Source organism: Hoylesella timonensis 4401737 = DSM 22865 = JCM 15640 (assembly GCF_000455445.1).
In the GTDB taxonomy this organism is placed as follows: Bacteria; Bacteroidota; Bacteroidia; order Bacteroidales; family Bacteroidaceae; genus Prevotella; species Prevotella timonensis.
Map to the genome: position 1 here is coordinate 354,098 of NZ_HG417090.1, position 22,803 is coordinate 376,900.

19 protein-coding genes and 4 tRNA genes are annotated in these 22,803 nt (G+C 43.8%); 9 read left to right on the forward strand and 14 right to left on the reverse strand.

Features of this window, described 5'->3' with window-relative positions; all coding sequences use genetic code 11:
• Positions 1 to 303: 303 nt before the first annotated feature.
• From BN35_RS01485 to BN35_RS01495, 3 genes are all read right to left on the reverse strand, one after another.
• Positions 304 to 849 (reverse strand): peroxiredoxin family protein, encoded by a 546-nt coding sequence (locus tag BN35_RS01485; protein ID WP_234396734.1) that lies wholly within the window; start codon positions 847 to 849, stop codon positions 304 to 306.
• A gap of 4 nt (positions 850 to 853) precedes the next feature.
• Positions 854 to 1,792 (reverse strand): ribose-phosphate pyrophosphokinase, encoded by a 939-nt coding sequence (locus tag BN35_RS01490; RefSeq protein ID WP_025072520.1) that lies wholly within the window; start codon positions 1,790 to 1,792, stop codon positions 854 to 856.
• Positions 1,793 to 1,855: 63 nt separating this feature from the next.
• Positions 1,856 to 2,464 (reverse strand): thiamine phosphate synthase, encoded by a 609-nt coding sequence (locus tag BN35_RS01495; protein ID WP_025072521.1) that lies wholly within the window; start codon positions 2,462 to 2,464, stop codon positions 1,856 to 1,858.
• 168 nt (positions 2,465 to 2,632) lie between these two features.
• Here BN35_RS01495 and nspC point away from each other — a divergent pair, with 168 nt between their 5' ends.
• The 9 genes from nspC to BN35_RS01540 all read left to right on the forward strand — a co-directional run bounded on the left by nspC (position 2,633) and on the right by BN35_RS01540 (position 7,312).
• Positions 2,633 to 3,805 (forward strand): carboxynorspermidine decarboxylase, encoded by a 1,173-nt coding sequence (gene nspC, locus BN35_RS01500; RefSeq protein ID WP_028901166.1) that lies wholly within the window; start codon positions 2,633 to 2,635, stop codon positions 3,803 to 3,805.
• A gap of 108 nt (positions 3,806 to 3,913) precedes the next feature.
• Positions 3,914 to 3,986 (forward strand) — tRNA-Gly (locus BN35_RS01505).
• 47 nt (positions 3,987 to 4,033) lie between these two features.
• Positions 4,034 to 4,115, forward strand: a tRNA-Leu gene (locus tag BN35_RS01510).
• Positions 4,116 to 4,141: 26 nt separating this feature from the next.
• Positions 4,142 to 4,225: transfer RNA gene (locus tag BN35_RS01515), tRNA-Leu, on the forward strand.
• A gap of 25 nt (positions 4,226 to 4,250) precedes the next feature.
• A tRNA-Gly gene (locus tag BN35_RS01520) sits at positions 4,251 to 4,323 on the forward strand.
• Positions 4,324 to 4,350: 27 nt separating this feature from the next.
• Entirely contained in the window at positions 4,351 to 4,905 is a 555-nt protein-coding gene (locus BN35_RS01525) for a hypothetical protein (RefSeq protein ID WP_028901167.1), read from the forward strand.
• A gap of 28 nt (positions 4,906 to 4,933) precedes the next feature.
• Positions 4,934 to 5,353 (forward strand): single-stranded DNA-binding protein, encoded by a 420-nt coding sequence (locus BN35_RS01530; RefSeq protein WP_025072522.1) that lies wholly within the window; start codon positions 4,934 to 4,936, stop codon positions 5,351 to 5,353.
• Between the two features lie 12 nt (positions 5,354 to 5,365).
• Complete coding sequence (gldE, locus tag BN35_RS01535; protein ID WP_028901168.1) at positions 5,366 to 6,709, forward strand: gliding motility-associated protein GldE; 1,344 nt, start codon at positions 5,366 to 5,368, stop codon at positions 6,707 to 6,709.
• A gap of 3 nt (positions 6,710 to 6,712) precedes the next feature.
• Complete coding sequence (locus BN35_RS01540; protein WP_025072523.1) at positions 6,713 to 7,312, forward strand: 4'-phosphopantetheinyl transferase family protein; 600 nt, start codon at positions 6,713 to 6,715, stop codon at positions 7,310 to 7,312.
• Between the two features lie 80 nt (positions 7,313 to 7,392).
• On the opposite strand, the gene BN35_RS01545 is transcribed toward BN35_RS01540, so the two are convergent.
• The 11 genes from BN35_RS01545 to hflX form a co-directional block, all read right to left on the reverse strand.
• Positions 7,393 to 7,659: a PqqD family protein gene (locus tag BN35_RS01545; protein WP_025072524.1), complete on the reverse strand. Its 267-nt coding sequence runs from the start codon at positions 7,657 to 7,659 to the stop codon at positions 7,393 to 7,395.
• Between the two features lie 32 nt (positions 7,660 to 7,691).
• Positions 7,692 to 8,186: a S24/S26 family peptidase gene (locus BN35_RS01550; protein WP_025072525.1), complete on the reverse strand. Its 495-nt coding sequence runs from the start codon at positions 8,184 to 8,186 to the stop codon at positions 7,692 to 7,694.
• 44 nt (positions 8,187 to 8,230) lie between these two features.
• A complete protein-coding gene (locus tag BN35_RS01555) occupies positions 8,231 to 9,130 on the reverse strand; it encodes a hypothetical protein (RefSeq protein WP_025072526.1) in 900 nt (299 codons plus the stop codon).
• Positions 9,131 to 9,226: 96 nt separating this feature from the next.
• Positions 9,227 to 9,901 carry a hypothetical protein gene (locus BN35_RS01560; protein ID WP_234396735.1) on the reverse strand — a complete coding sequence of 225 codons (675 nt, stop codon included), beginning with the start codon at positions 9,899 to 9,901 and terminating at the stop codon, positions 9,227 to 9,229.
• A gap of 26 nt (positions 9,902 to 9,927) precedes the next feature.
• On the reverse strand, positions 9,928 to 10,791 hold the full coding sequence (locus BN35_RS01565) for a sigma-70 family RNA polymerase sigma factor (protein WP_025072528.1): 864 nt from the start codon (positions 10,789 to 10,791) through the stop codon (positions 9,928 to 9,930).
• Positions 10,792 to 10,914: 123 nt separating this feature from the next.
• Positions 10,915 to 11,946, reverse strand: a complete 1,032-nt coding sequence (locus tag BN35_RS01570) for a type I asparaginase (protein ID WP_025072529.1) — start codon at positions 11,944 to 11,946, stop codon at positions 10,915 to 10,917.
• A gap of 26 nt (positions 11,947 to 11,972) precedes the next feature.
• Positions 11,973 to 13,391, reverse strand: coding sequence for a 23S rRNA (uracil(1939)-C(5))-methyltransferase RlmD (gene rlmD / locus BN35_RS01575; RefSeq protein WP_025072530.1), 1,419 nt, complete (start codon positions 13,389 to 13,391; stop codon positions 11,973 to 11,975).
• An 886-nt stretch (positions 13,392 to 14,277) separates the two neighbouring features.
• A complete protein-coding gene (locus tag BN35_RS01580; RefSeq protein WP_028901169.1) occupies positions 14,278 to 15,927 on the reverse strand; it encodes a fumarate hydratase in 1,650 nt (549 codons plus the stop codon).
• A gap of 59 nt (positions 15,928 to 15,986) precedes the next feature.
• The gene (locus BN35_RS01585; RefSeq protein ID WP_025072531.1) at positions 15,987 to 18,893 is read right to left on the reverse strand and encodes a M16 family metallopeptidase; all 2,907 of its coding nucleotides are present in this window, start codon (positions 18,891 to 18,893) and stop codon (positions 15,987 to 15,989) included.
• Between the two features lie 128 nt (positions 18,894 to 19,021).
• Positions 19,022 to 20,878, reverse strand: a complete 1,857-nt coding sequence (locus tag BN35_RS01590) for a DUF4954 family protein (protein ID WP_028901170.1) — start codon at positions 20,876 to 20,878, stop codon at positions 19,022 to 19,024.
• 112 nt (positions 20,879 to 20,990) lie between these two features.
• On the reverse strand, positions 20,991 to 22,238 hold the full coding sequence (gene hflX, locus BN35_RS01595; RefSeq protein WP_025072532.1) for a GTPase HflX: 1,248 nt from the start codon (positions 22,236 to 22,238) through the stop codon (positions 20,991 to 20,993).
• Positions 22,239 to 22,803: the final 565 nt, after the last annotated feature.

Sequence of the window (22,803 nt, forward strand, 5' to 3'; positions counted from 1 at the left end):
GAAAAATTCAAAATAAATTTACCCTAAAACGTCATCGTGGCAACACCTCAAACGGAAGTGTTGCCACGATGTATGTATGGTTCTAAAAAGAATGTTCTTGTAGAGTTTAGGCTGGTTCTATAAATTAGCTTTGTTAGATTTTGAACTTATTTTTGAGGTCAAAATGCAAGAGAGTGAAGGAGTGTAGCGTGCTACACGACTGAACGAGCTTACATTTTGAACCAAAAAGAAGCCAAAAGATAACAAAACGTGTTTCATAAAAATTTAATGACTTTATGCGGTGGTAATTTATAGAACCAGCCTTTAGTCTAATTGTGCTGCGACAAACTTTCGTAATTCATCGCCTCGCAAATCCTCTGCCAATACCTCTCCTTTGGAGTTGATAATCACGGTGTGAGGAATAGAGTTGACACGGAACAGGCGTGCCGCTTCGTTGTCCCAGCCCTTCAGGTCGGAGAGCTGCGTCCAGTTCATGTGCAACTGCTCCACTGCTTCCTTCCACGCCGCTTCATCATTATCTAACGAGATGCCGACAATACCCAATCCTTTGGATTGATAATCATTGTACACGGCAACAACATTGGGTGCTTCGTGCATACATGGCCCACACCAGCTTGCCCAGAAGTCGAGAATGGTGAGTTTGTTTTTCGCCATTTCGTCTTGGATAGCAACAGGTTTGCCGTTGATATCGTTCATCGTAAAGGTAGGAATGGTGTTCTCCGTGTCCTGCTTTTGCTCCTGTGGAGCTGCTGGAGCCGCTGGTTGTTGCTTTTTCTGCTGACAGCTGCTCATCATGAGAAAGCCTGCCAGCACCATGATTATTCCTGTGATGGGTTTCATCAGCTTCATTTTATTAAATAAGGTATTGTGAAGAGATGCTCTCGTTGTGAATAACACGACGTATGGTCTCGGCAAACATGTCTGCTACAGAGAGTTGCTTAATCTTTGCGCAACGTTGGGTGTAGGGAATGGAGTCGGTGAAGACAATCTCTTCGATAGACGACTGTTGCACACGTTCATTGGCTGGTCCACTCATCACACAGTGTGATGCCATGGCACGAACGCTGAGTGCACCCGCAGCCTTCATTACGTCGGCAGCCTTGGTGATAGTACCCGCTGTGTCTACCATGTCGTCGATGAGCACCACATTCTTACCATTTACGTCACCAATAATCTGCATGCTCTCTACTTCGTTGGCTCTTGCACGTGTCTTATTGCACAATACGAGTGGGCAACCTAAATATTTGGCGTAGGTGTTGGCACGTTTTGAGCCGCCTACATCGGGCGAGGCAATGACCAAATTGTCGAGTTTGAGACTCTGTAAATAGGGGAGGATAACGCCCGAAGCGTAGAGGTGATCGACGGGAACGTTGAAGAATCCTTGAATCTGGTCAGCATGCAAGTCCATGGTGATGAGCCTGTCGATGCCTGCACAGCTTAAGAGATCTGCCACCAACTTAGCCCCGATGCTTACTCTCGGTTTGTCTTTGCGGTCTTGTCGTGCCCAACCAAAGTATGGAATTACTGCAATGATGTGACGAGCCGAGGCACGCTTGGCAGCATCAATCATCAAAAGGAGTTCCATTAAGTTGTCTGAATTGGGGAAAGTACTTTGCACCAAGAACACATTCTTGCCACGAATCGATTCTTCGTAGGATACGGCAAACTCACCATCCGAGAACTTGGTCATCACCATATTTCCCAATGGGCATCCCAAACTTGCACAAATCTTTTCTGCAAGATACCTTGTTTTGGTACCCGAGAAAATTAAAAAAGAGTCATTGTCACTCATTTCAGTATTGCGTTTAATATTTAATAGTGTTATGTGTATTTTAGTAGATACTGCTCTTCAGGGCTATCCAACTGCCTTTTTCAGTTTTTGAAAATGCGCAATGAGCGCCTTGAAATCTATTTCATTGTGGATATTGAAGTGATTCCACAAATCACCTCGAATCACCACTCCGCCAAATCCGTATTCTTTTGCCAACTTGATGTTGTCCAAGTGCATGCCTCCCACCGCAAAAACATGGCGGTCGATGAGTCCTTTCTTGGCGGCTTCTTCTATTTGCAGCAGGTTGAAAGAGGCTTTCTGTGTAGGATCTTCAATGCTATCGAAAATCTTTTCCAAGAAAACATAGTCGGCTTTGCGCTTTGTTTCTCTCAACAACTGTATGTCAGAGCAACTGCGTGTGATGCGACCTCTAACCCCTTCGGGGACAGGATCGGTGAGTTGCTGAAGATGGATGCCTGATAAATTGTATTCGTTTTTAAGATAATAATGTTCGTGAACAATAATCTTTTTGTGATATCTTTCGGGTAGAAGCGATAACAAACGTTCCGAATAGAGCGGTGAGGAATCGGGTTTGTGCAAGTGTAGGCTGTCCATACCCTCCTCGAAGAGGGCTGTCAATATTTTATCTTCTTCCACAAAAAATGTGGATTTCGTCATGATTACGAGCTTCATCACCAAGTTTGTTTGATGTTGCAAAAGTATGAAATTTATGTCACATGCGCAATTTTATCCGAAATAAAAAGCTATCTTTGTGATGAATATGTGCGACAGCTCCCTGTATGTCGCCCTTGCCTTCGGCTGTGGCATGGAGGTAAAACCCTATTTAGACACAAAATGAACATGAAAATTAATTCTGTAACATACGAAGAGATACATCGACCTATCTATATATTAGAAGAAGAGAAGTTAAGACGCAACCTCCAACTGATTAGACATGTGGCAACAACAGCCGATGTGGAGATTATCTTGGCTTTCAAGGCTTATGCCCTTTGGAAAACGTTTCCTATCTTTCGTGAGTATATTCACGCCACGACAGCCAGCTCACTCAACGAGGCTTTGTTGGGGTTTCATGCCTTTGGTGAGCCTACACATACGTATTCGCCTGCCTATACCGACGATGAAATGGAGGAAATTGTGCGTTGCTCAAGTCATGTCACGTTCAACTCTCTTTCCCAGTATGAGCGTTATCATGTCTTGGCTCGACAGGTTCAGCCAAAGGTTCAATTGGGTTTGCGCATCAATCCCGAATATTCCGAAGTGGGTACAGACCTCTATAATCCCTGTGCGCCCGGTACCCGATTTGGTGTTACTGCTGATCAATTGTCGCCGTCTTTGCCCCACGACCTTACAGGGTTTCATTGTCACTGCCATTGCGAAAGTGGGGCAGACGTGTTTCAACGCACGTTGGCACACATTGAGGAGAAGTTTAGCCGCTGGTTTGACGAACTGTCGTGGATTAACTTTGGTGGAGGACACTTGATGACTCGTCAAGACTATGACGTAGACTTGTTGATTGCCCTGCTCAAAGACTTCAAACAGCGGCATCCGCATTTACAAGTTATCTTGGAACCGGGCAGTGCTTTTGCGTGGCAGACGGGTGTGTTGGTGGCACAGGTGGTTGATGTGGTGGAGAATCATGGCATTCGTACCGCCATTGTCAACGTGAGTTTTACGTGTCACATGCCCGACTGTTTGGAGATGCCCTATCAACCTACGATTCGAAATGCCACTACTTTGGCGCCAAAGTCGCAAAACCATACGGAGAAAAAACATGTATATAGAATAGGTGGCAACTCGTGTTTGAGTGGCGATTTCATGGGCGATTGGCAATTTGACCATGAATTGAAGGTGGGGGAGAACCTCATTTTTGAAGACATGCTGCATTATACTACGGTGAAAACCAACATGTTTAATGGGATTGCCCATCCAGCTATTGCCCTGTTAAAGACCGATGGAACGTTGCAGATGCTGCGGGAATATACGTATGACGATTATCGTTTGCGGATGGATTAAGACAAAATTTGTGGCATTTTTGAAAAAAAATGATGAATTGTTTGCGCTATCAGAAAAAAATATTACCTTTGCACAGCATTTAGGGAAATGCCCCTTTAGAGGGATGATGCGGCAATAGCTCAGTTGGTAGAGCACAACCTTGCCAAGGTTGGGGTCGCGAGTTCGAGTCTCGTTTGCCGCTCTTTTCTGAATAAACCAAAACGGAGATACGCTTTTTATCTCTAACTTGCCCAGGTGGCGGAATTGGTAGACGCGCACGTTTCAGGTGCGTGTGTTTCACGACGTGCAGGTTCGAGTCCTGTTCTGGGCACTGTTTTATTCAGAAAAAACAAGAATGGAGAGGTGGCGGAATTGGTAGACGCGCTACTTTGAGGGGGTAGTGAAAATTGTTTCGTGGGAGTTCGAGTCTCCTCCTCTTCACTTTTTGTTGTTCTTACGGTACGATGCGGCAATAGCTCAGTTGGTAGAGCACAACCTTGCCAAGGTTGGGGTCGCGAGTTCGAGTCTCGTTTGCCGCTCTTTTTTTTAGAGAAACATACTTATCAATGAATTTATACATCCGATATTTTGATAAAGAAGCATTAGTATATAATGTTGAAGAAGCTTTAGATTTTTTACGTTCCATTTCTGAAATTGATGTTGATGCTGCGTTAGAGAGCGACATTCGAGACTATGTGTCGAGTGATGTGTTCTATCCGAAACGTTATAAGGTTCGCCCGCGCGTCTACTTTATTATTATCAAGACGACCGCAGAAACCATGATTGACTTCAAGCAGAAAAAGGCGTTACATCCCAATAATGCGCCACAAAACGTGATAGATAAGCGCGATTTGACCACCAACGTGATGACACGACTCACCAAAACTCAAGAAGGTTGGTACGAGGGAGTGTTGGATTTTAAACGAGTGGTCATGATTCCTGCAACGGGGAAGCACGAATACAGAGACACACGCTTTGTGGCACGTTGCAAGGCAAACTCCGGACAGGACTGTTATAATCGGGTTGTTGATTATTTGAAGGAAAGGGTTGACGCACGTTCACAGTTCCCCTCTTCAAAAGGTAAAAGCTTTCGTTTTAAGTACTTAGGCATGTGGAAATAATCCGTCGTGCTAAAAAAATTGTCAAGCTATGAATAAAGTTATGTTGATTGGTAATGTCGGTAAAGACCCCGATGTGAGATATTTTGAAGCAGATCAGGCTGTTGCACAAATCACACTTGCCACTACGGAGCGTGGATATACTCTTCAGAATGGTACTCAAGTGCCTGATCATACAGATTGGCACACGATTGTTTTTTACCGTGGACTGGCAAAAGTCGTGGAGAAATACGTTCACAAAGGCGATAAACTCTATGTAGAGGGTCGCATACGCTATCGTTCGTACGATGATCAACGAGGCATCAAGCGCTATGTTACCGAGATATTGGCGGATAATATGGAGATGCTAACCCCTAAAAATGTAGCTTCTTCACAGCTAAAACCGTCGGAAACGCAGACAACGGAGACGACTTCTACAGCTGCTGACGATCTTTCAAAGGTTCCTTTCTAATTTGATATAGTCTTGGATTTCTCCTTTATCACACAATCTTTTTCAGACGTTTACCTGCAAACTCCATCGGTAGGAGTTATTTTTGCAGCTATTCTTGCCGCACTCTTACTACTGTTATCGGGCTTTGCCAGTGGTTCGGAAATTGCTTTTTTTAGTCTTACACCCACGGACATCGCTGCCTTGGACAGTGAGAAAAATGTGCGCGATCGTAAAATAGAGCGGTTGCGTGAAGACAGTCAGCGCACTTTGGCAACTATATTGATAGCTAACAACTTTGTCAATGTAACCATTATCATGCTTTGCAACTATGTATTTGGGTCACTGGTGCATTTTGGACCATCGGCTTATTGGTTGCAATTCCTCATGATTACGGTGCTGTTGACATTCCTTTTGTTGCTTTTTGGCGAAATTATGCCGAAAGTGTATAGTCGGCAAAATCCGCTCAAGTTTTGTCGTAGAAGTGTTGATGGTATTTTGATTTTTCGCAAACTCTTTTGGCCAATTGAGAATGTCTTGCTCAGAAGTGGGGTAATTGCGGAGCGTATGCTGCAAAAACAAAATCATATTTTGAGCGTAAACGACTTAGAACAAGCGTTGGAACTCACAGATAAGGAAGATATCAAAGAAGAACAGAGCATGCTGAAAGGCATTATACGCTTTGGAGATGAGACAGCGAAAGAGATTATGACACCACGTCAGGACATGCTCACGCTCGATATTAAGACCAAGTTTGCGGAGGTGTTACAATGTATTAAAGAGAATAATTATAGCAGAATCCCTGTTTATCAGGAAAACAACGACAACATCCGAGGCGTGTTGTACATTAAAGACCTGTTGCCACATCTTGGTAAGCCAACAACGTTTCGCTGGCAAAGCCTTATGAGATTGCCTTATTACGTACCAGGAACGAAAAAGATTGATGACTTGTTGCGTGAATTTCAGGAAAACAAAATTCACATTGCCATTGTGGTGGATGAGTTTGGAGGTACCAGTGGGTTGGTAACGATGGAGGATATCTTAGAGGAAATTGTCGGAGAAATAAATGATGAGTACGATGAAGACGAGAAACCTTTCACCAAACTCAATGAGAACACGTATGTTTTTGAAGGGAAGACCTTGCTTTCTGACTTCTGCAAATTGCTGTCTCTCAATGACGATGAGTTTGAGGATGTGCAAGGTGATGCCGACTCATTGGCAGGTTTACTATTGGAAATCAAAGGAGATTTCTTGCATTTACATGAACAAGTAGACTATAAGAATTATACTTTCGAGATTCTTGAGATAGAAGAGCGACGCATCAGTAAGATAAAAGTGGTGATTCATCGTGAACCTGTTCAAACTACAGAAGAAAACTAAAGCATGGCAGTGTTGTCAATCATACCGCTTGCTGCAGATGTTCAGTTGGGTATTTGGAAGATAGAAGAGTCTGTAACGACGTTGTTACAGCGTTTTCCACATTTGGAGAAAACGGTTGAATCCTATCACTCAATAGAAAGAAAGCGACAAAAACTTGCGGTCTATGCGCTTCTTTACGCCATGACAGGCAAGCAAGACGTATGGATTTCACACGACATGAACGGCAAGCCTTTGTTGGAAAACTATCAAATTAGCATCAGTGATACGCACGGTTTCGCTGCCATTATCCTCAGCAAGTCTCGCATTGTGGCAGTAGACATCGAGTATATGAGCGACCGTGTGAGTAGGATTGTCTCGCGCTTCTTACGGTCTGACGAAAGCGCAAACAAGGTGGAAGAACAGTTGATACACTGGAGCGCGAAAGAAACAGCATTCAAATTTTATTCTTCACAGCACTTGCAGTATAGCGAAATGCGACTACATCCTTTTACCGCAACAGCCCATGGGAGGGTTGAGGTAGACAACTTGAAAGCTGGAACCGTGCTCGCAGTGAACTATGTGGTCACATCCGATTATGTGCTGACGTATGCTTTGGAGGAATAGACTCCAAAAAACGAAGGGCTTTGCGTATTTCTCACATAGCCAGTTGCACCTTCTTTAGCGTATTTGAATGCGTCCAAAGGCTACTCGCAAATGCCCGCTTCTATCCATCGCTGTATTAACACTTCAACATCTTTGCGTGCAGTAGAAGCGTCCACATCATATTCGTCCATGAGAAGGTTGACTAAATCGTCCATCGTAAATTCACGGTTTTGAATCTTCTCCCATAGATAGGCAGCCGAATCATTCATGCCTACGATGTGTGTGAAATCAATATTTTCTTTACCCTCTGCTGTGAGGATTTGCTCTCCACATATGTTACGGAGTTGGAAACCTGGTTTTGTTCTCATATTTTAGTTTTGCTTGTTGCTTATTTAATGATTTATAATGGTCCAAAATAGCGAACCCATATTCTGTAAGCCGCTAAGAGATAGCGACGAATAGGGTAGAGTGCCATCCATATTTTTGAATAAATTCTGAACTTCAGTCCATTGGTGGCATCGAGTTGAGTGCGACCTTTGCGATAGAAACCCAAAAGGAAACCCTTGAGTTGGTCAACAGTGCAGTGTTCTACACCTATGTTTCCATCCCCTCGCAAGGTTACTTGTGCGCCATTCATTTTTATGATACGGTGGATGACATAAGTCCATTTTTGTACTTCTGCCAAGACAACATCGCCCACTTTCCATGGACGTGGTGGCTTTCCTATCAATCCCTTGTCGCGTTCGTTTTCCAAAAAAGGCCGCATACTGTAGCCTCTTAGGTCGATAGTCACGGTATGTCCATCTTCAATGAGTTTGATGATTTCTGGAATAAAGGCACAGTTAGCAAGGAAGAGCTTTATGGGTGATGTCTTTGGATGTACGGATGGTTGCATGAAATTGGGACGAATAGCGGAGTTTGTCAAAATGGTTCACGCTCTTATTTTCGAGCAATGGCATGGTTGCATATCTCTGCTGCTTCCCTATTTGGAAGACAGTGCAGTGTATATATCGGTGTCAATTCGATGATACGTGTAACTGTGTTACATACATTATTATTGACATCTTTGTCCCACCGCATGCCAGAGCAGGAAGGGAGCAATATTGCAAACGCATTGATGGGCGAGAGGCGTTCGACACTATTGGTCAAAGCCCTGTCGATTTGGGTGATTGCTCCCAGCTTGGCTTTGATGTTTCGATAGCATGGTGTCTTACCACTCCAAGGAGTTCCATAGATGAAAACTTCATCATCAATGATGCGTATGGCAGGATTGTCATCGTTCATCAGGTCACAACCTTTGAGATAGCGCAGCCACATGCTTACCTGTGTGCTCTTGCCTGTGCCACTTTTGGCAGTGAAGGCATAGCCATAGCCGTTTTGTCTCACCAATGACGCATGAATCAGTAAGGTGTTGTATTTGCTGGCTGCATAGGCGAAAGCCATCATGATGGCATTGTTGATGCCATATCTACGCATGTTGTAGTGACCATTGAGGGCGCAATCGAAACGGTAGAAATGCTTATCTGTCTGTAATAGACAACAGTCACGTTTATTCGTGTTCTTGATGATGAATTGATAGCCACCTCGCTTCAGCTTTTCAACAATGGTGTCACCGTTGCCAGTCTCAAAGTTTCTAATCAGTTCTTTTTGCTCTTTCTTGGCAGGTTTCAATTCGTCATTGACATAAAGCTCAAGGAGTAACGGTTGATCTGCAGAAGGCTTGGGACATTGAAAAGGTAAATAAGAGGGAATCAGCTGGGGACTATTCTTCTGTGAACATTCAAAGTTGATGCTCAAATAGTGGTTGGCAATGCAATAATAATAGCTTTGATATTTCATCCGTCAAATGAGTGGTTCAGTGTGAAAGAAAGACTCAATGATGCCACTATCGTTTCGTGTCATCATCAAAGGTCTTGGAAAACTTGTAGAGTCTCCCTACTTCGTGGTTTGAGTTGCAGCTTGTCGTGCTGCTTCTTTGCGCTTGCGCTTGGCTTCTTTCTTTGCCTTTTTTGCTTCTTTCTTTTCGGCTTTCGCCTTTTGTTTAGCTATTTTTTCCCGATTCAAATCGCTTTCTTGTGGCGCGATGCCTTTGTATAGAAAGTCTTGTAGCGGTATAAATTTGATTTGATACGTGCCTTTTTTCTCGTAACGCTTACGCATCTTTAGATATTTCTTCTCGATATTCTTTTGCTTTTTGGCAAAGGTCGTGACGCAAGTGGGGGTAGCAATTCCTTTGGACTTCAAATAGTTCTGAAGTTGATAGGAGTAGTTTTCACGACTAAAGAGAAAATTAGATTTGCCAATATAGGCAGAGTCAACATATTGTATCTCTGTGAGATACACTGTAGAATCATTAAACGAAGTGGCAAATCCAAAGATGTGCGCCCCCATAGGGCGGTTGTCTGCATGACTATTCATTGCGAAAAGGGCGGCAATGAATAGGGGTAGGAGTTTTCTAATGTTCATTATTGTTGTTACGTTGAATGGGAGCGTGCCTTCTATCATTTCCCTTTTAGCAGTTTGTTGCATCGCTCGAGCGTGCCTGTCTGCCTCTAAAGGGTTGTTGTTATGATAAAGTTTTCTCGCAGGCTCCGTTACTTGATTATCCATTTGTTGCAGGATAGCACTGACAATCCTTATCTTCCTAAATACGATTTGAGTTGTTTGTTTTTTGTATTCTTACGAAGTTTTCGCAATGCCTTTTCCCTTATTTGCCTTACTCGTTCACGTGTAAGTCCGTAGCGGTCGCCAATTTCCTCGAGAGTCATCTCGGGTTGGTTGATGCCATAGAAGCATTCAATCACGTTACGTTCGCGTTCGTTCAGGGTATGCAGTGCGTCCGCAATTTCTTTTCTAAGCGATTCCATCACCAACTCATTGTCCGCCATGGGGATATCGCTGTCTGGCAGAACGTCTATCAGACTATTGTCGTCGCCATCCGAGAATGGAGCGTCTACCGAGACGTGCTTCCCATTGGCTTTCATTGCGTCGATGACTTTGTCCTCTGGGATATCAATTCTTTCGGCAATTTCACTCGAATTGGGACGTCGCTCAAACTCTTGTTCAAATTTATTTTGTAGCTGATTGATTTTGTTCACCGAGCCAACCTGATTTAGAGGCAGTCGAACGATGCGACTTTGCTCGGCAATTGCTTGCAAAATGCTTTGTCGAATCCACCAAACAGCGTAAGAGATGAATTTGAAACCTCGAGTCTCGTCGAACTTCTCTGCCGCTTTGATGAGCCCTAAGTTGCCTTCGTTGATAAGGTCGGGCAAGCTAAGACCTTGGTTCTGATATTGTTTGGCAACCGACACCACAAACCTCAAGTTGGCTTTTGTCAGTTTGTCAAGGGCTTTTCTATCGCCTTTTTTGATGCGCTGTGCCAACTCTATTTCTTCTTCGGTCGAGAGCAAGTCCTCACGTCCAATCTCTTGGAGATACTTGTCCAAGGCAGCACTCTCTCGGTTGGTAATGGATTTTGTGATTTTCAGTTGTCTCATTTTAGCCTGAACCAATTTGATGGTTGTTGCAAATGTAATGGTTTTTGTGTAACTGAACAAATTTTAGTCATAAAAAGTATGTTCCTCGCACACCAACCTTTTGCACTTGTCCTTTCTTTGTTTTTACCGTGTAATCTCACCAGCTATCGAGCGGTTCATTTCTTGGCTAATGATTTGTGGGTCATCGTACTTCCCTTGCAGGAACATCAGTTTGGTAATCGCAGCCTCTACCGTACTGTCGTATCCGCTAATGACACCAGCATTTTTCAGTTGATAGCCTGTATCGTAGCGCGTCATCTCTACATAACCCGAGATACACTGACTGATGTTCACCACGATAATGCCACGGTTGGACGCTTCGCGCAACAGTTGTGTGAGTCCGTTTCGTTGAGGGGCGTTCCCACTTCCGTAGCTTCGCATGATGATGCCTCGCAAGGTGGGGACTTGCAGGATAGGTTTGAAGATTTCTTCTTCCAAGCCTGGGAACAACGAGAACACCATTACATGTGAATCGAGTTGTGTATGCGGCACCATTGGTTTTGAGTAGTCGGGCTTTAAGATGTGATGTTCTTGAAAATTGAAGTTCACTCCTGCATTGCACAAGTGAGGAAAGTTGAAGGACTCAAAAGCATCCAAACCATCGGCATTCTGTTTGGTACTTCGATTACCCCGTAGTAGTCTGCCGCTAAAGTATATGCATACCTCTGGCACCATAGCGGTTCCGTCTTCATGATGTGCTGATGCCAATTCAAGGCTCGATAGCAGATTTTCTTTACCATCCGTTCTTAGTTCACCGATGGGTAGCTGACTTCCTGTAAGAATGACAGGCTTGGTCAGGTTTTCAAGCATGAACGAAAGCGCCGACGCCGTGTACGACATAGTGTCTGTACCATGCAGAATCACAAAGCCGTCATACTTGTTGTAATTTTCGCTGATAATGTTGACTAACTTTGCCCACATGGTTGGATCCATGTCACTGGAGTCGATGGGTGGGTCAAACTGATAAATTCCTACATCGGTTTGTAACAAATCAAACTCTGGCACGTTCTCCACGAGGTGACGAAAGTCGAGGGGTTCCAATGCGCCTGTCTGTGCGTTCTTGCCCATGCCAATAGTACCACCGGTGTAAATGAGCAATACTTTGTTTGTTCTCATATTCTTAGATTTATATTAGGTGTGTGTTATCGTTGCTCTAACAGTACCACATTTTCCACGTGTGGCGTGTGTGGAAACATATCTACTGGCTGCACCGCCTCAACTCGATACTGTTCGTTCAGCACTTCCAAGTCGCGCGCTTGCGTGGCAGGGTTACAGCTTACATAGACAATACGCTTGGGGGCAGCTCTCAAAATGGTTTGTATCACGTCAGGGTGCATTCCTGCTCGTGGTGGATCGGTGATGATGACGTCGGGTTTTCCATGCTGCTTCACGAATTCATCGGTCAGGATGTCCTTCATGTCTCCAGCATAAAACAAGGTATTCTCAATGCCATTGCACTTCGAGTTCGCCTTGGCGTCGGCAATAGCATCCTCCACATATTCAATGCCAATTACCTGTTGGGCATGGCGTGCCACGAAGTTGGCTATCGTACCAGTGCCGGTATACAAGTCGTACACCAACTCTTTTCCTGTGAGTTGCGCCAGTTGGCGTGCCACTTCATAGAGGTGAAAAGCCTGCTGGGTATTGGTTTGGTAGAAACTTTTGGCTGCTACCTTGAACTGTAGCTTGTCCATCATCTCCGTGATGTGGTCTTTGCCTTTGAACACTTCTACCGTTTGGTCGCTGAAGGTGTCGTTGCATTTTTGGTTGTTCACATAGAGTAGCGACGTAATTTGTGGGAAGCGGTCGCCGATGTGCTGCAACAAGTCATGTGCTCGTTGCTCATCTCCTTGCTCTTGGAACTTGAATTGCACGAGCACCATCCACTCTCCTGTGCTGGAATTGCGAATCATTATATCTCGCAAGAGACCAGTCTGTTCCCTTACATCAAAAAAACTGATGCCATTGTTCAAGGCATAGTCGCGAATCTCATTTCTGATTTGGTTGCAAAGGTCATCCATGAGCCAGCATTTCTCGATAGGATAAATCTTGTCGAAGGCGCCTGTGATGTGAAAACCAATGGCGTTTTTGTGGTCAAGTTGTACACCACTGTTCACTTCTTCCTTGGTGAGCCACCGCTTGTTGGAACAGCTAAACTCTAACTTGTTGCGGTATTCGTAGATTTTTTCAGACCCCAAGATAGGGCGAAAGTCGGGCAATTCCACCTTTCCAATGCGTGTCAGCTGGTCGTGTACCTGCTTCTGTTTCGCCTTAAGCTGGTCCTCATACGGCAAATTTTGCCATTTGCACCCGCCACAAATGCCAAAGTGTTGGCACACGGGTTCTGCTCTACGCTCACTATATTTTATAAATCGCACCACCTCTGCTTCACAATAGTGATGCTTTTTCTTACGTACTTGCAGGTCGACAACATCGCCCGGAACGGCAAAGGGAACAAAGACCACCATGTCATTGACACGTGCCAGTGATTTGCCCTCAGCAGCCACATCTGTGATGGTTACTCCTTCGAGGATGGGTAATGGTTTCTTTTTTCTTGACATCTTGCTTTTTTGAGCAGGTAAAATTACAGCAAATTCAGTAAATTACCAAACAATTGGGCAGGTTTCTATGCGAATGTGGAAGAAATGTGGAATTTGAGACACGCCTCCTTTATTGAAGAGCGGCTGCTGATAGAGAGAAACCGTCTTTGTTCTTTGGTTTCAACCCGCTATCTAATGACATTTTATCTCTGAGCCGTTCCTGTTTTTGCCAGCCCAATTATCATACCATCAAAGCGTTACTTTTTTGCTATTTTTGGTAAACATGTGCTCTTGCTTTTGTCCTATCATTTTACCAAAAAACGGTCATCTAAAATCAGCAAAATAGAAAAAATCAATAGGCAAATGCCCAACAAAAAAGGGCTGATTTTCGAAAAATAAACGTCTCTTGAAATTAAAACAATGATTTAATGAGCTTAGAAACACGCTTTAGAGCTGTTATTCACATGACCTACGAGCCTTAAAGCATGCAAATAGTCAGCCTATCTCAATACTTTAACAGCTGTGAAATGATAAAAATGGGAACAAACGAAAGTGATTTAATCGTAACATATTATGTAACAACAGATTATGAAACTTTCTCAAAATTAGCGTATTTGCGACCAACTTTACTGTTGATGGATTTTACGAGAGTTTTGAGAGGCTCTTTGTAAAGAAAATTCAGCATTTATTTTTCTTTCTTGCCACGTATTACCGACCTGTGCTGAGGATATTTTTCGATGTAAAAATATGATTCTTCAAGGAACGAACTGTAAGTGGAAGAAACGGCAAATAAGGAAAGAAATCGCCAGTCTCTTGTAGAAACTGGCGATGATTGACTGCCAAGTATAGATGCTAAATGAATCCTAACCGTGGCAATAGACTTACTTCTTGTGTTGCTCAATATGTGCTATTTGTTGCAGCAGGGCGTCCAAGGTTTCAGTTGTTTGAAGAAATCATTTCCCTTGTCGTCTACTAAGATGAAAGCAGGGAAGTCGACTACGTCAATTTTCCAAATGGCTTCCATGCCGAGTTCTGGATATTCCACGCACTCAATGCTCTTAATAGAGTTCATCGACAGCACAGCAGCAGGACCGCCAATGCTACCCAAATAGAAACCTCCGTGCTTTTGACAAGCATCGGTCACCACTTGTGTGCGGTTGCCTTTGGCAATCATTACCATCGAACCGCCATGATCTTGGAACTCGTCTACATAAGGGTCCATACGGTTTGCGGTAGTAGGACCCATACTGCCACAAGGCATTCCCTCCGGAGTCTTCGCCGGACCAGCATAGAGAATAGGGTGGTTCTTGAAGTATTCGGGCAACTCTTCGCCTGCATCGAGACGTGCTTTGAGCTTGGCATGTGCGATGTCGCGTGCCACGATGATAGTACCGTTGAGACTCACACGTGTAGATACGGGATATTGTGACAGCTCTTTGCAGATGTCTGCCATGGGTTGGTTGAGGTTGATTTTCACCACATCGCCTTCACCAGCTTGACGTAATTCCTCTGGAATGAGTGAACCGGGATTTTCGTCCAACTTCTCAATCCACAAACCCTCTTTGTTAATCTTGGCTTTGATGTTGCGGTCTGCCGAACAACTGACGCCCATTCCGATGGGACATGATGCTCCATGGCGTGGCAAGCGTACCACCCGAATGTCGTGAGCCATGTATTTACCACCAAACTGAGCACCCAGTCCAATCTTGTGTGCTTCTTCTAAAAGTTCCTTCTCCAGTGCTACATCGCGGAAAGCACGTCCTGTCTCATCTCCCGAGGTGGGCAGGTTGTCATAATAATGAGTAGACGCCAACTTCACGGTGAGCAGGTTTTTTTCTGCCGAGGTGCCTCCGATGACGAATGCAATGTGGTAAGGAGGACAAGCAGCTGTACCCAATGATTTCATTTTCTCTACCAAGAAAGGAACCAAGGTGCCAGGGTTTTGGATAATGGCTTTGGTCATTTGGTACAGATAGGTCTTGTTGGCAGAGCCACCTCCCTTAGTAACAAACAAGAATTTGTATTCCATTCCCTCGGTTGCCTCTAAGTCAATCTGTGCAGGAAGGTTGCATCTGGTGTTCACCTCGTCGTACATATTGAGGGGTGCATTCTGTGAGTAACGCAGGTTGTCTTGTGTGTAGGTGTTGTAAACGCCAAGAGAGATGGCTTTTTCATCGCAAAAGCCCGTCCATACCTGTTGTCCCTTTTCACCGTGAACAATAGCCGTACCCGTGTCTTGGCAAAGTGGCAGTTTGCCTTTTGATGCTACTTCTGCATTGCGCAAGAAGGAGAGTGCCACATACTTGTCATTGTCCGACGCTTCTGGGTCGGTTAAAATCTTCGCTACTTGTTCGTTGTGAGTGCGACGCAACATGAAACTCACATTGTGAAAGGCTTGTTGGGTGAGCATGGTTAAAGCTTCTGGGGTAACCTTTAGAATGGGTTTGCCCTCAAATTCGCCCACCGATACGCCATCGTTAGTCAGTAAATAGTACTCTGTGTCATCCTTGCCCATCTGAAACATGGGCGCATACTTGAAATCAGGTGTTTTTGCCATAATGTTTTTTTGTTATGTTTTATAGAGTTATTTGTTATTGCTTATTCTGTGATGTTTGTTTAGTAACCAAAGATTTCCTCTGTAGTAAGATGCTTGATGTTGCCTATCTTTTGCAATGCGTTGATATTCAAATTCTTCTCATCACCCAAAATAATGTAATGGTATGGCTTGTGTGCCATGTGTTTTACTTCGAAATCAACAATGTCTTGCAAGGTGATGGCAGGCAAAGCGTGGTAAATCTTTTCTGCCACATCATAATCAATGCCTTTTTCCTTGGCACTATAATAAGCTTCGAGTACACCGCTCCGTGTGATTCTGCGGCTTGCCAATTGCTTTGTGAGTCCTTGTTTTGCAATTTCAAAGGCTGCCTGACTTTGTGGAATGGTGTCTAAGATGTTGTTGAACACCTTGATGCAATCCATCATTTTGTCGTTTTGAGAGATGATATAGGTTTGGGCATATTCGGGATGTCCTTTCAGTGGACTGTTGTTGTAATATGCCGATGCGCTATAAGCCAAGCCTCTTGCCTCGCGTAACTCTTGGAAGACAACGGTGTTCATGCCTCCTCCAAAGTATTCGTTAAATAGTGCTCCCACTGCTAACTGTTTCTCATCGAAGGGCTTGTTTTCGTTATGATACATCAGCATATAGATGTTTTTAGCCTTGTATGGGGCTATAAATACTTGGTTCTGTGGGGTAGTACGCTCTTGATACTCTTTATTTTGTGGAATTGGCCACTTCTTTTTGAAATGATGATACAACTTGTCGAGGTCGTTGGATAGCTGCTGCACGCTTGTTGGACCGTAATAAAGGGCGGTGTGTTCGTACTTCCGAAGCGATTGAAACAAATCGACCAAATGTTGTGGTTGCAATGCTTTCAGTTCCTTTTCGCTAACGATATTGCGGACATCGTTATAAGGTCCGAATTTCACGTAGTTGATTAAGGCATTGAAGTTTTTCTTTTGATCTTGTTTGTTGTCTTGTCTTGCTTTCAATACTAACGCAACATACTGTTTGTATGCCGCTGTGTCGGGTTGGGCATCGGTCATCAGTTCGTTGAGAAGTTGGAGCGCTTTCGGCATATTTTCATCCAATCCAGACAGGTTAATGGTTATGTTACGTGGCTTTGCTGAAATGTGGAGACTACATGCCAACTTGTATAATTCGCGCTTGAAGTCTTTTGCCGACTTCTTCGATGTACCTAAATAGTCGATATAGTTGCACGCCACGTCGTACTCTTTGTTTGCTGTTGTGCCGAAATCCCATGTCAATGCAAGGTTGAACAGACCGTCCTCACTGTTGTGTTTGTAAACAATAGGTAACTTCTTCTTCGTCTTTGTGAAGGTGAGGTCACGTTTGAAGTCGAGGAACTGCGGTTGAATGGGGGTGGTATGTGTATTTCGTATGTTATTTAAGAAGGCACTACTCTCGTTGCGATTGCTTGGAATAGGCGTGATTTGGGGCTTGTCTATTTTCTTCTGTGTGGTGTCTTCGCCTTGCTTTTTGTACACACATACAAAGTTATCTTTGAAGTGTCGGTTAGCAAAAGCAATAATATCTTGCTTAGAAATCTTTGTCAATCGGTTGAGTTTGTTCACTACATCTTCCCATTTTTGTCCATTGATAAAGGCATCGGTGAACATCGAAACGCGCGAACGGTTGGATTGTAACGATTGATAATATTCGCGTTTGTAGTTGTTGAGGATAGAGAGCAGCAGGTCATCGGCAAACGCTCCCTTCTTTAACTTATCAACCTCAGACAACAACAAGTGCTTCACTTCGTCCAAGGTTTGCCCTTCTTTCGGCATTCCTATGATGCAAAAGGAGCTATAGTCAGCGAGAGGATTGATAAAAGTACCACTCTCAAGCACTTGCATGCTTTGATTGAGGTTCAGGTCTAACAGTCCTGCGTGTCCATTGCTCAATATTTTATCCACCAAAGTGAGGGTGTCATTTTGCAGTGATGCAGCACCATCGAACTTCCATGCCATGAGTACATTCTCGGCTTCTAAGCCTACAACCGTTGTATCTACGCTGGCTTGTAAAGACGGTTGGGGTGCAAAAGTGGGATAAGACAGTGTCTCGCTCTTCTTCCATGTGCCGAAATAGCGCTCCAAAACGGTCATTACCTCGTCAGGATTCAGGTCACCTGCCATACAGATGGCAATGTTATTTGGCACATAGTAGCGTTTGAAATAGTTTTGAATGTTTACAATCGAGGGATTTTTTAGATGTCCTTGTGTGCCAATCGTGGTCTGTGTGCCATAGGGATGTGTTGGAAACAGCTTGGCATTGATAGCATTCCATTCCTTTTCACCATCGTTAGCTAAGCCGATATTATACTCCTCGTACACCGCTTCCAGTTCAGTATGGAACCCTCTAACCACCATATTTTGAAAGCGGTCGGCTTGTATTCTTGCCCAATTCTCTACTTCGTTGGCAGGAATGTTCTCTACATAGCAGGTGATGTCGTTGCTCGTAAAAGCATTAGAACCCTCAGAACCGATTGATGCCATGAGCTTGTCGTACTCGTTAGGAATGTTATAAGCAGCAGCTAATTGCGATACACTGTCTATTTCATGATAAACTTTCTTACGCTCGGTGGGGTCGGTGAGCAAGCGATATTGCTCGTATCGCTCGGTAATCTCTTGGAGATAGGGGGCTTCTTTCTCGGCATTGGTAGTGCCAAACTGCTTTGTTCCCTTGAACATGAGATGCTCTAAGTAGTGCGCTAATCCTGTGGTTTCGGCAGGATCGTTTTTACTTCCTGTCTTTACCGCAATGTAAGTTTGAATGCGTGGTTTCTCTTTGTTGACACTCAGGTAAACTTTCAGTCCATTGTCGAGGGTGTAAATGCGGGTTTTCATGGGGTCGCCAGCCACCGTTTTGTAGTTGTACGACTTGGCTGATGCAATGCTTGTGATGAGCAACAAAGCCAAACTGAGCGTGAATTTTGCTATTTTCATTGGGTGAGTTATTGAGTTTTTAAGTTCTTGAGTTTTGAGTTGAAGTTCTTAAGTTTTTGAGTTGAAGTTGATGAGTTTTTGAGTTTTTAAGTTTGTGAGTGATTGAGTTTTTAAGTAGTTAGTTATACTTATTCTTCATAATCTACTTCGTGATCGAGCTTGTCTAAGAAATCATCCAAGACATTTTGCTCAACATCGCCCATGGCAAACTCTTTTTCAGCATCTTTCCGAATGGCAGCAATCCAAGTACGACGTGCTTGGATGTAGTCTTCTCGAATGCGATCGGCGTCTTGCGGGGTAATGGTGTTCAAATGATAATAGTCCAAAATGAGTTGATAAGTCCATGCCCATTGGTAATCTCGAAAATGTTCGTTGATATCCTCAAAGCGTTGTAGCACGTCTTGAATAGACTCTAAGTTGCCGTTTTTGATATCCTCAATCAGGCGTTCTTCTTCAGAAACGGGCAGAAGCAATCCCGATAAGTCCGTCCATTGTCCTGTTCCCACAGTGCTGGAGGGTGGAGTTAGGTTGGCATCTCGCTTTCGCACGCGCTTCAAGACAGCACCCATGTAGATGCGAAGTGCCATGTCGTAATTCTCAATACCCTTTTGTAGCGAATTGGATTTGATGACATAGTTATAGTAGTTGTACAGTGCCACTTCATTGCCAGAGGCATCTTGCAGCTTTTCCAATATTTTCTTTCCTTCTATTATCTCACCTACAGAGTAGGGAGAAAGCCAGTCAAAGTTGACAATACTTTTCAGTGTACCTTGTGGTCTTAGGTCTCGTTTGGGCCATTTCCTGATATCACGATACAAACCCACCGTGGTGATATTCCGTCCAGGTGAGAGATACATGATGTCACTATAAGCTTTGAGATAAGAGAAAGGTAGACAACTGGTATCGGGGTGGTACATCAGTTTGCCAAAACATACCGAGAACGTGCCAATGTTGGCTGGCATTAGCAGGTAAGCACCACTGGCTGTCTTGCATCCTCGTTGTAGAGTGCCATAGTGCATTGGTCCCATTTTGTAGGCATGATTGCTGAAGTTCGTGGCAGAGCCTGCATTGTAAAACGAAAACATGCCACCAATGAGCAGACTACTCTTATGGTGACTGGCTGTGAACGGGCCACAGAAGGCAGCGCAGGCTTCACCGTTGGACATATAACTGTTGGCGAAAAACACACTCGCTGATGCAGTAAACCCATTACTTATCTGACAGGCTTCGCCTACAAAGCAGTCTTGCATCTTCACACTGTTGATGATGGATGAGCCATAAGAGATGATAGAGTTTTCACAAATCACTCCCGTGCCGATATAAACACTGGCATTGTCCGAGCTTAGAATGGTACAATCGCTCAGTCTGGAGGCTCCATTGATTTCACATTCGTCAAAGATAACGGTATTCGACACCTCTTTCGTATTGACAATCTTCACGTTGTTACCAATCCATCCCTGTTCGGGAGCGTGTAGATTTATTTCCTCTTTGATGAGTCTTCTTATCGCCTCTTTGAGGGGTTTGTCGTGAAAATGCTTCACCATGAATGCAGCGAGCTGACTGTTGAGGTCTCTAAACAGTACCACATTGCCGTCGCCCACCTCGTTCAACACAGACACTAAGTTGCCTTCTCCATAGGTAGCCCCCTCTGAGGTTTCGAGAGTACAGACGTTCGAGATGTAGCATCGGTCACCAATGGTATAGTTGTTGATGTAGTTGCCAATGTTTTCTACCAGACTGTTGTCACCAATGGTCACGTTTCGCAGTGTAGCGTTGTTGATGCCCGAATGTTTGAAAAAGTCTCTACTTACTTCAATGGTGTCGTCGAAAGCACCAATGTAAACTTCTCCATACAGCATCACGCGATGCATGTAATTGGGCTTGAACCCTTCGGCTACGTGAATGTTCGCCCATTCCTCTGCCCAACAACTTCTTTCCTCGAGGATGCGAATCTCCTCTTCTGTCAGTTTACGGTATTCTTTCATACATTATTTATTTTCGATTTAAGTTGCTTGATTGTGGCTACCTGATTTGATATTATATCTCATCTTATTATAAAAAGGTGGAGCATTGAGCCGCTGCATAGAGAGTTGAACGTTATTCTTCTATGGGATATAAAAAATCATTGTAGGGATATTTTTGTACATGAAGCTGGCGAACTTGTTGATACAGCACCTCTTTGAATTCGTCTATGTTCAACTTTTTCTTGGCAGAAATGAAGAGACACTGGTCGTTGAGCCGTGCCATCCATGTTTGTTTAAGTTCATCGAGGGTGATATTCTCTGCGGTGGAAGGTGTCAAGTCGTCCGCATCTTTAGGTACCCAAGTGTAATTATCTATTTTGTTAAAGATAATCATAGAGGGCTTTTCTGCACATCCTAACTCTTTCAGTGTGTTTTCAACGACATGAATTTGCTCTTCAAAATCGGGATGAGAGATGTCAACCACATGCAGTAGCAAATCGGCTTCTCGCACTTCGTCCAAGGTAGACTTGAAAGAATCGACCAAATCGGTGGGTAATTTCCGTATAAATCCAACGGTATCAGCCAACAGGAAGGGCAGATTTTCAACCACTACTTTACGAACAGTGGTGTCGAGTGTTGCAAATAGCTTGTTTTCTGCAAACACTTCGCTTTTGGAAAGCAGATTCATGAGCGTTGATTTTCCTACGTTGGTATAGCCCACCAATGCAACTCGTATCATGCGCCCACGGTTTTTGCGCTGCGTCGTCTTTTGTTTGTCAATCTGTTCTAATCGTTGTTTTAAGAGCGTGATACGTTGTAGGATAATTCGTCGGTCCATTTCTAACTGCGTCTCACCGGGTCCACGAAGTCCTACAGAACCCTTTCCACCGCCAGAACCTGAACCTCCGCCTTGTCGTTCCAAGTGAGTCCACAGCCGTTGCAAGCGAGGGAGCATGTAGCGATATTGCGCCAACTCTACTTGTGTCTTGGCATTGGCTGTCTGGGCGCGCATGGCAAAGATGTCGAGGATGAGCGATGTGCGGTCTAAGATTTTTACATCCAACGCTTTTTCGATGTTCCTTATCTGCTTGGCGGATAGTTCATCATCAAAAATAACCATGCCCACAGGACGCTCGTTTTCTGCTTCTTCGTCTATATATTGTTTTATTTCTTCCAATTTTCCTTTGCCTACATAGGTCACGGCATTAGGTCCGCCAGCCTTTTGAGTAAAGCGCTTCACGGTTTCTGCCCCTGCGGTATCTGCTAAGAACTCCAATTCGTCGAGGTACTCGTTGGTTTTAGCCTCGTTTTGTTCTTGCGTGACGATACCTACCAATACCGCTGTTTCTGATTTGGCTTCGGAAATAACAAATTCTTTCATTTATATATAATGTGATTTCATGCAAAGGTACAATAAAGCCCCAAAAGCACAAAATAAAACACTCTTTTTTCTTTTCAAGATTGATTGCCATTCCATCTTGGTCAAGGCATCTGTTGCTTTTGTACTATTATTTTACCAAAAAACGGCTCTTGAAAATCTTCAAAATAGAAAAAATTAATAGGCAAGCCATATACAAAAATGGGCTGATTTTCAAAAAATAAACGTCTTTTGAAGCTAAAACATCGATTTAGCGGTCTTGTAAACACGCTTTAGAGGTGTTATTTGCATGACTTAAAAGCATTAAAGCATGCAAATAGCAGGCTTATCTCAATGCTTCAGTCGCCAATAAGTGGTTAAAAAAGGAATGAAAAAGCTATACTTAAACGTAACATCATGAATAATAATCAATTATGAACATCGCTCATAACTTGCGTATTTGCGACCAACTTTGACGTTTGTTGTTGCGACGCGAGTTATGAGAGGCACTTTGTAAAGAAAATTCAGCATCTATTATCATCCTGTGCAGTTGAACACCATTTTTGCAGATGAATACTAAAAAAACTAA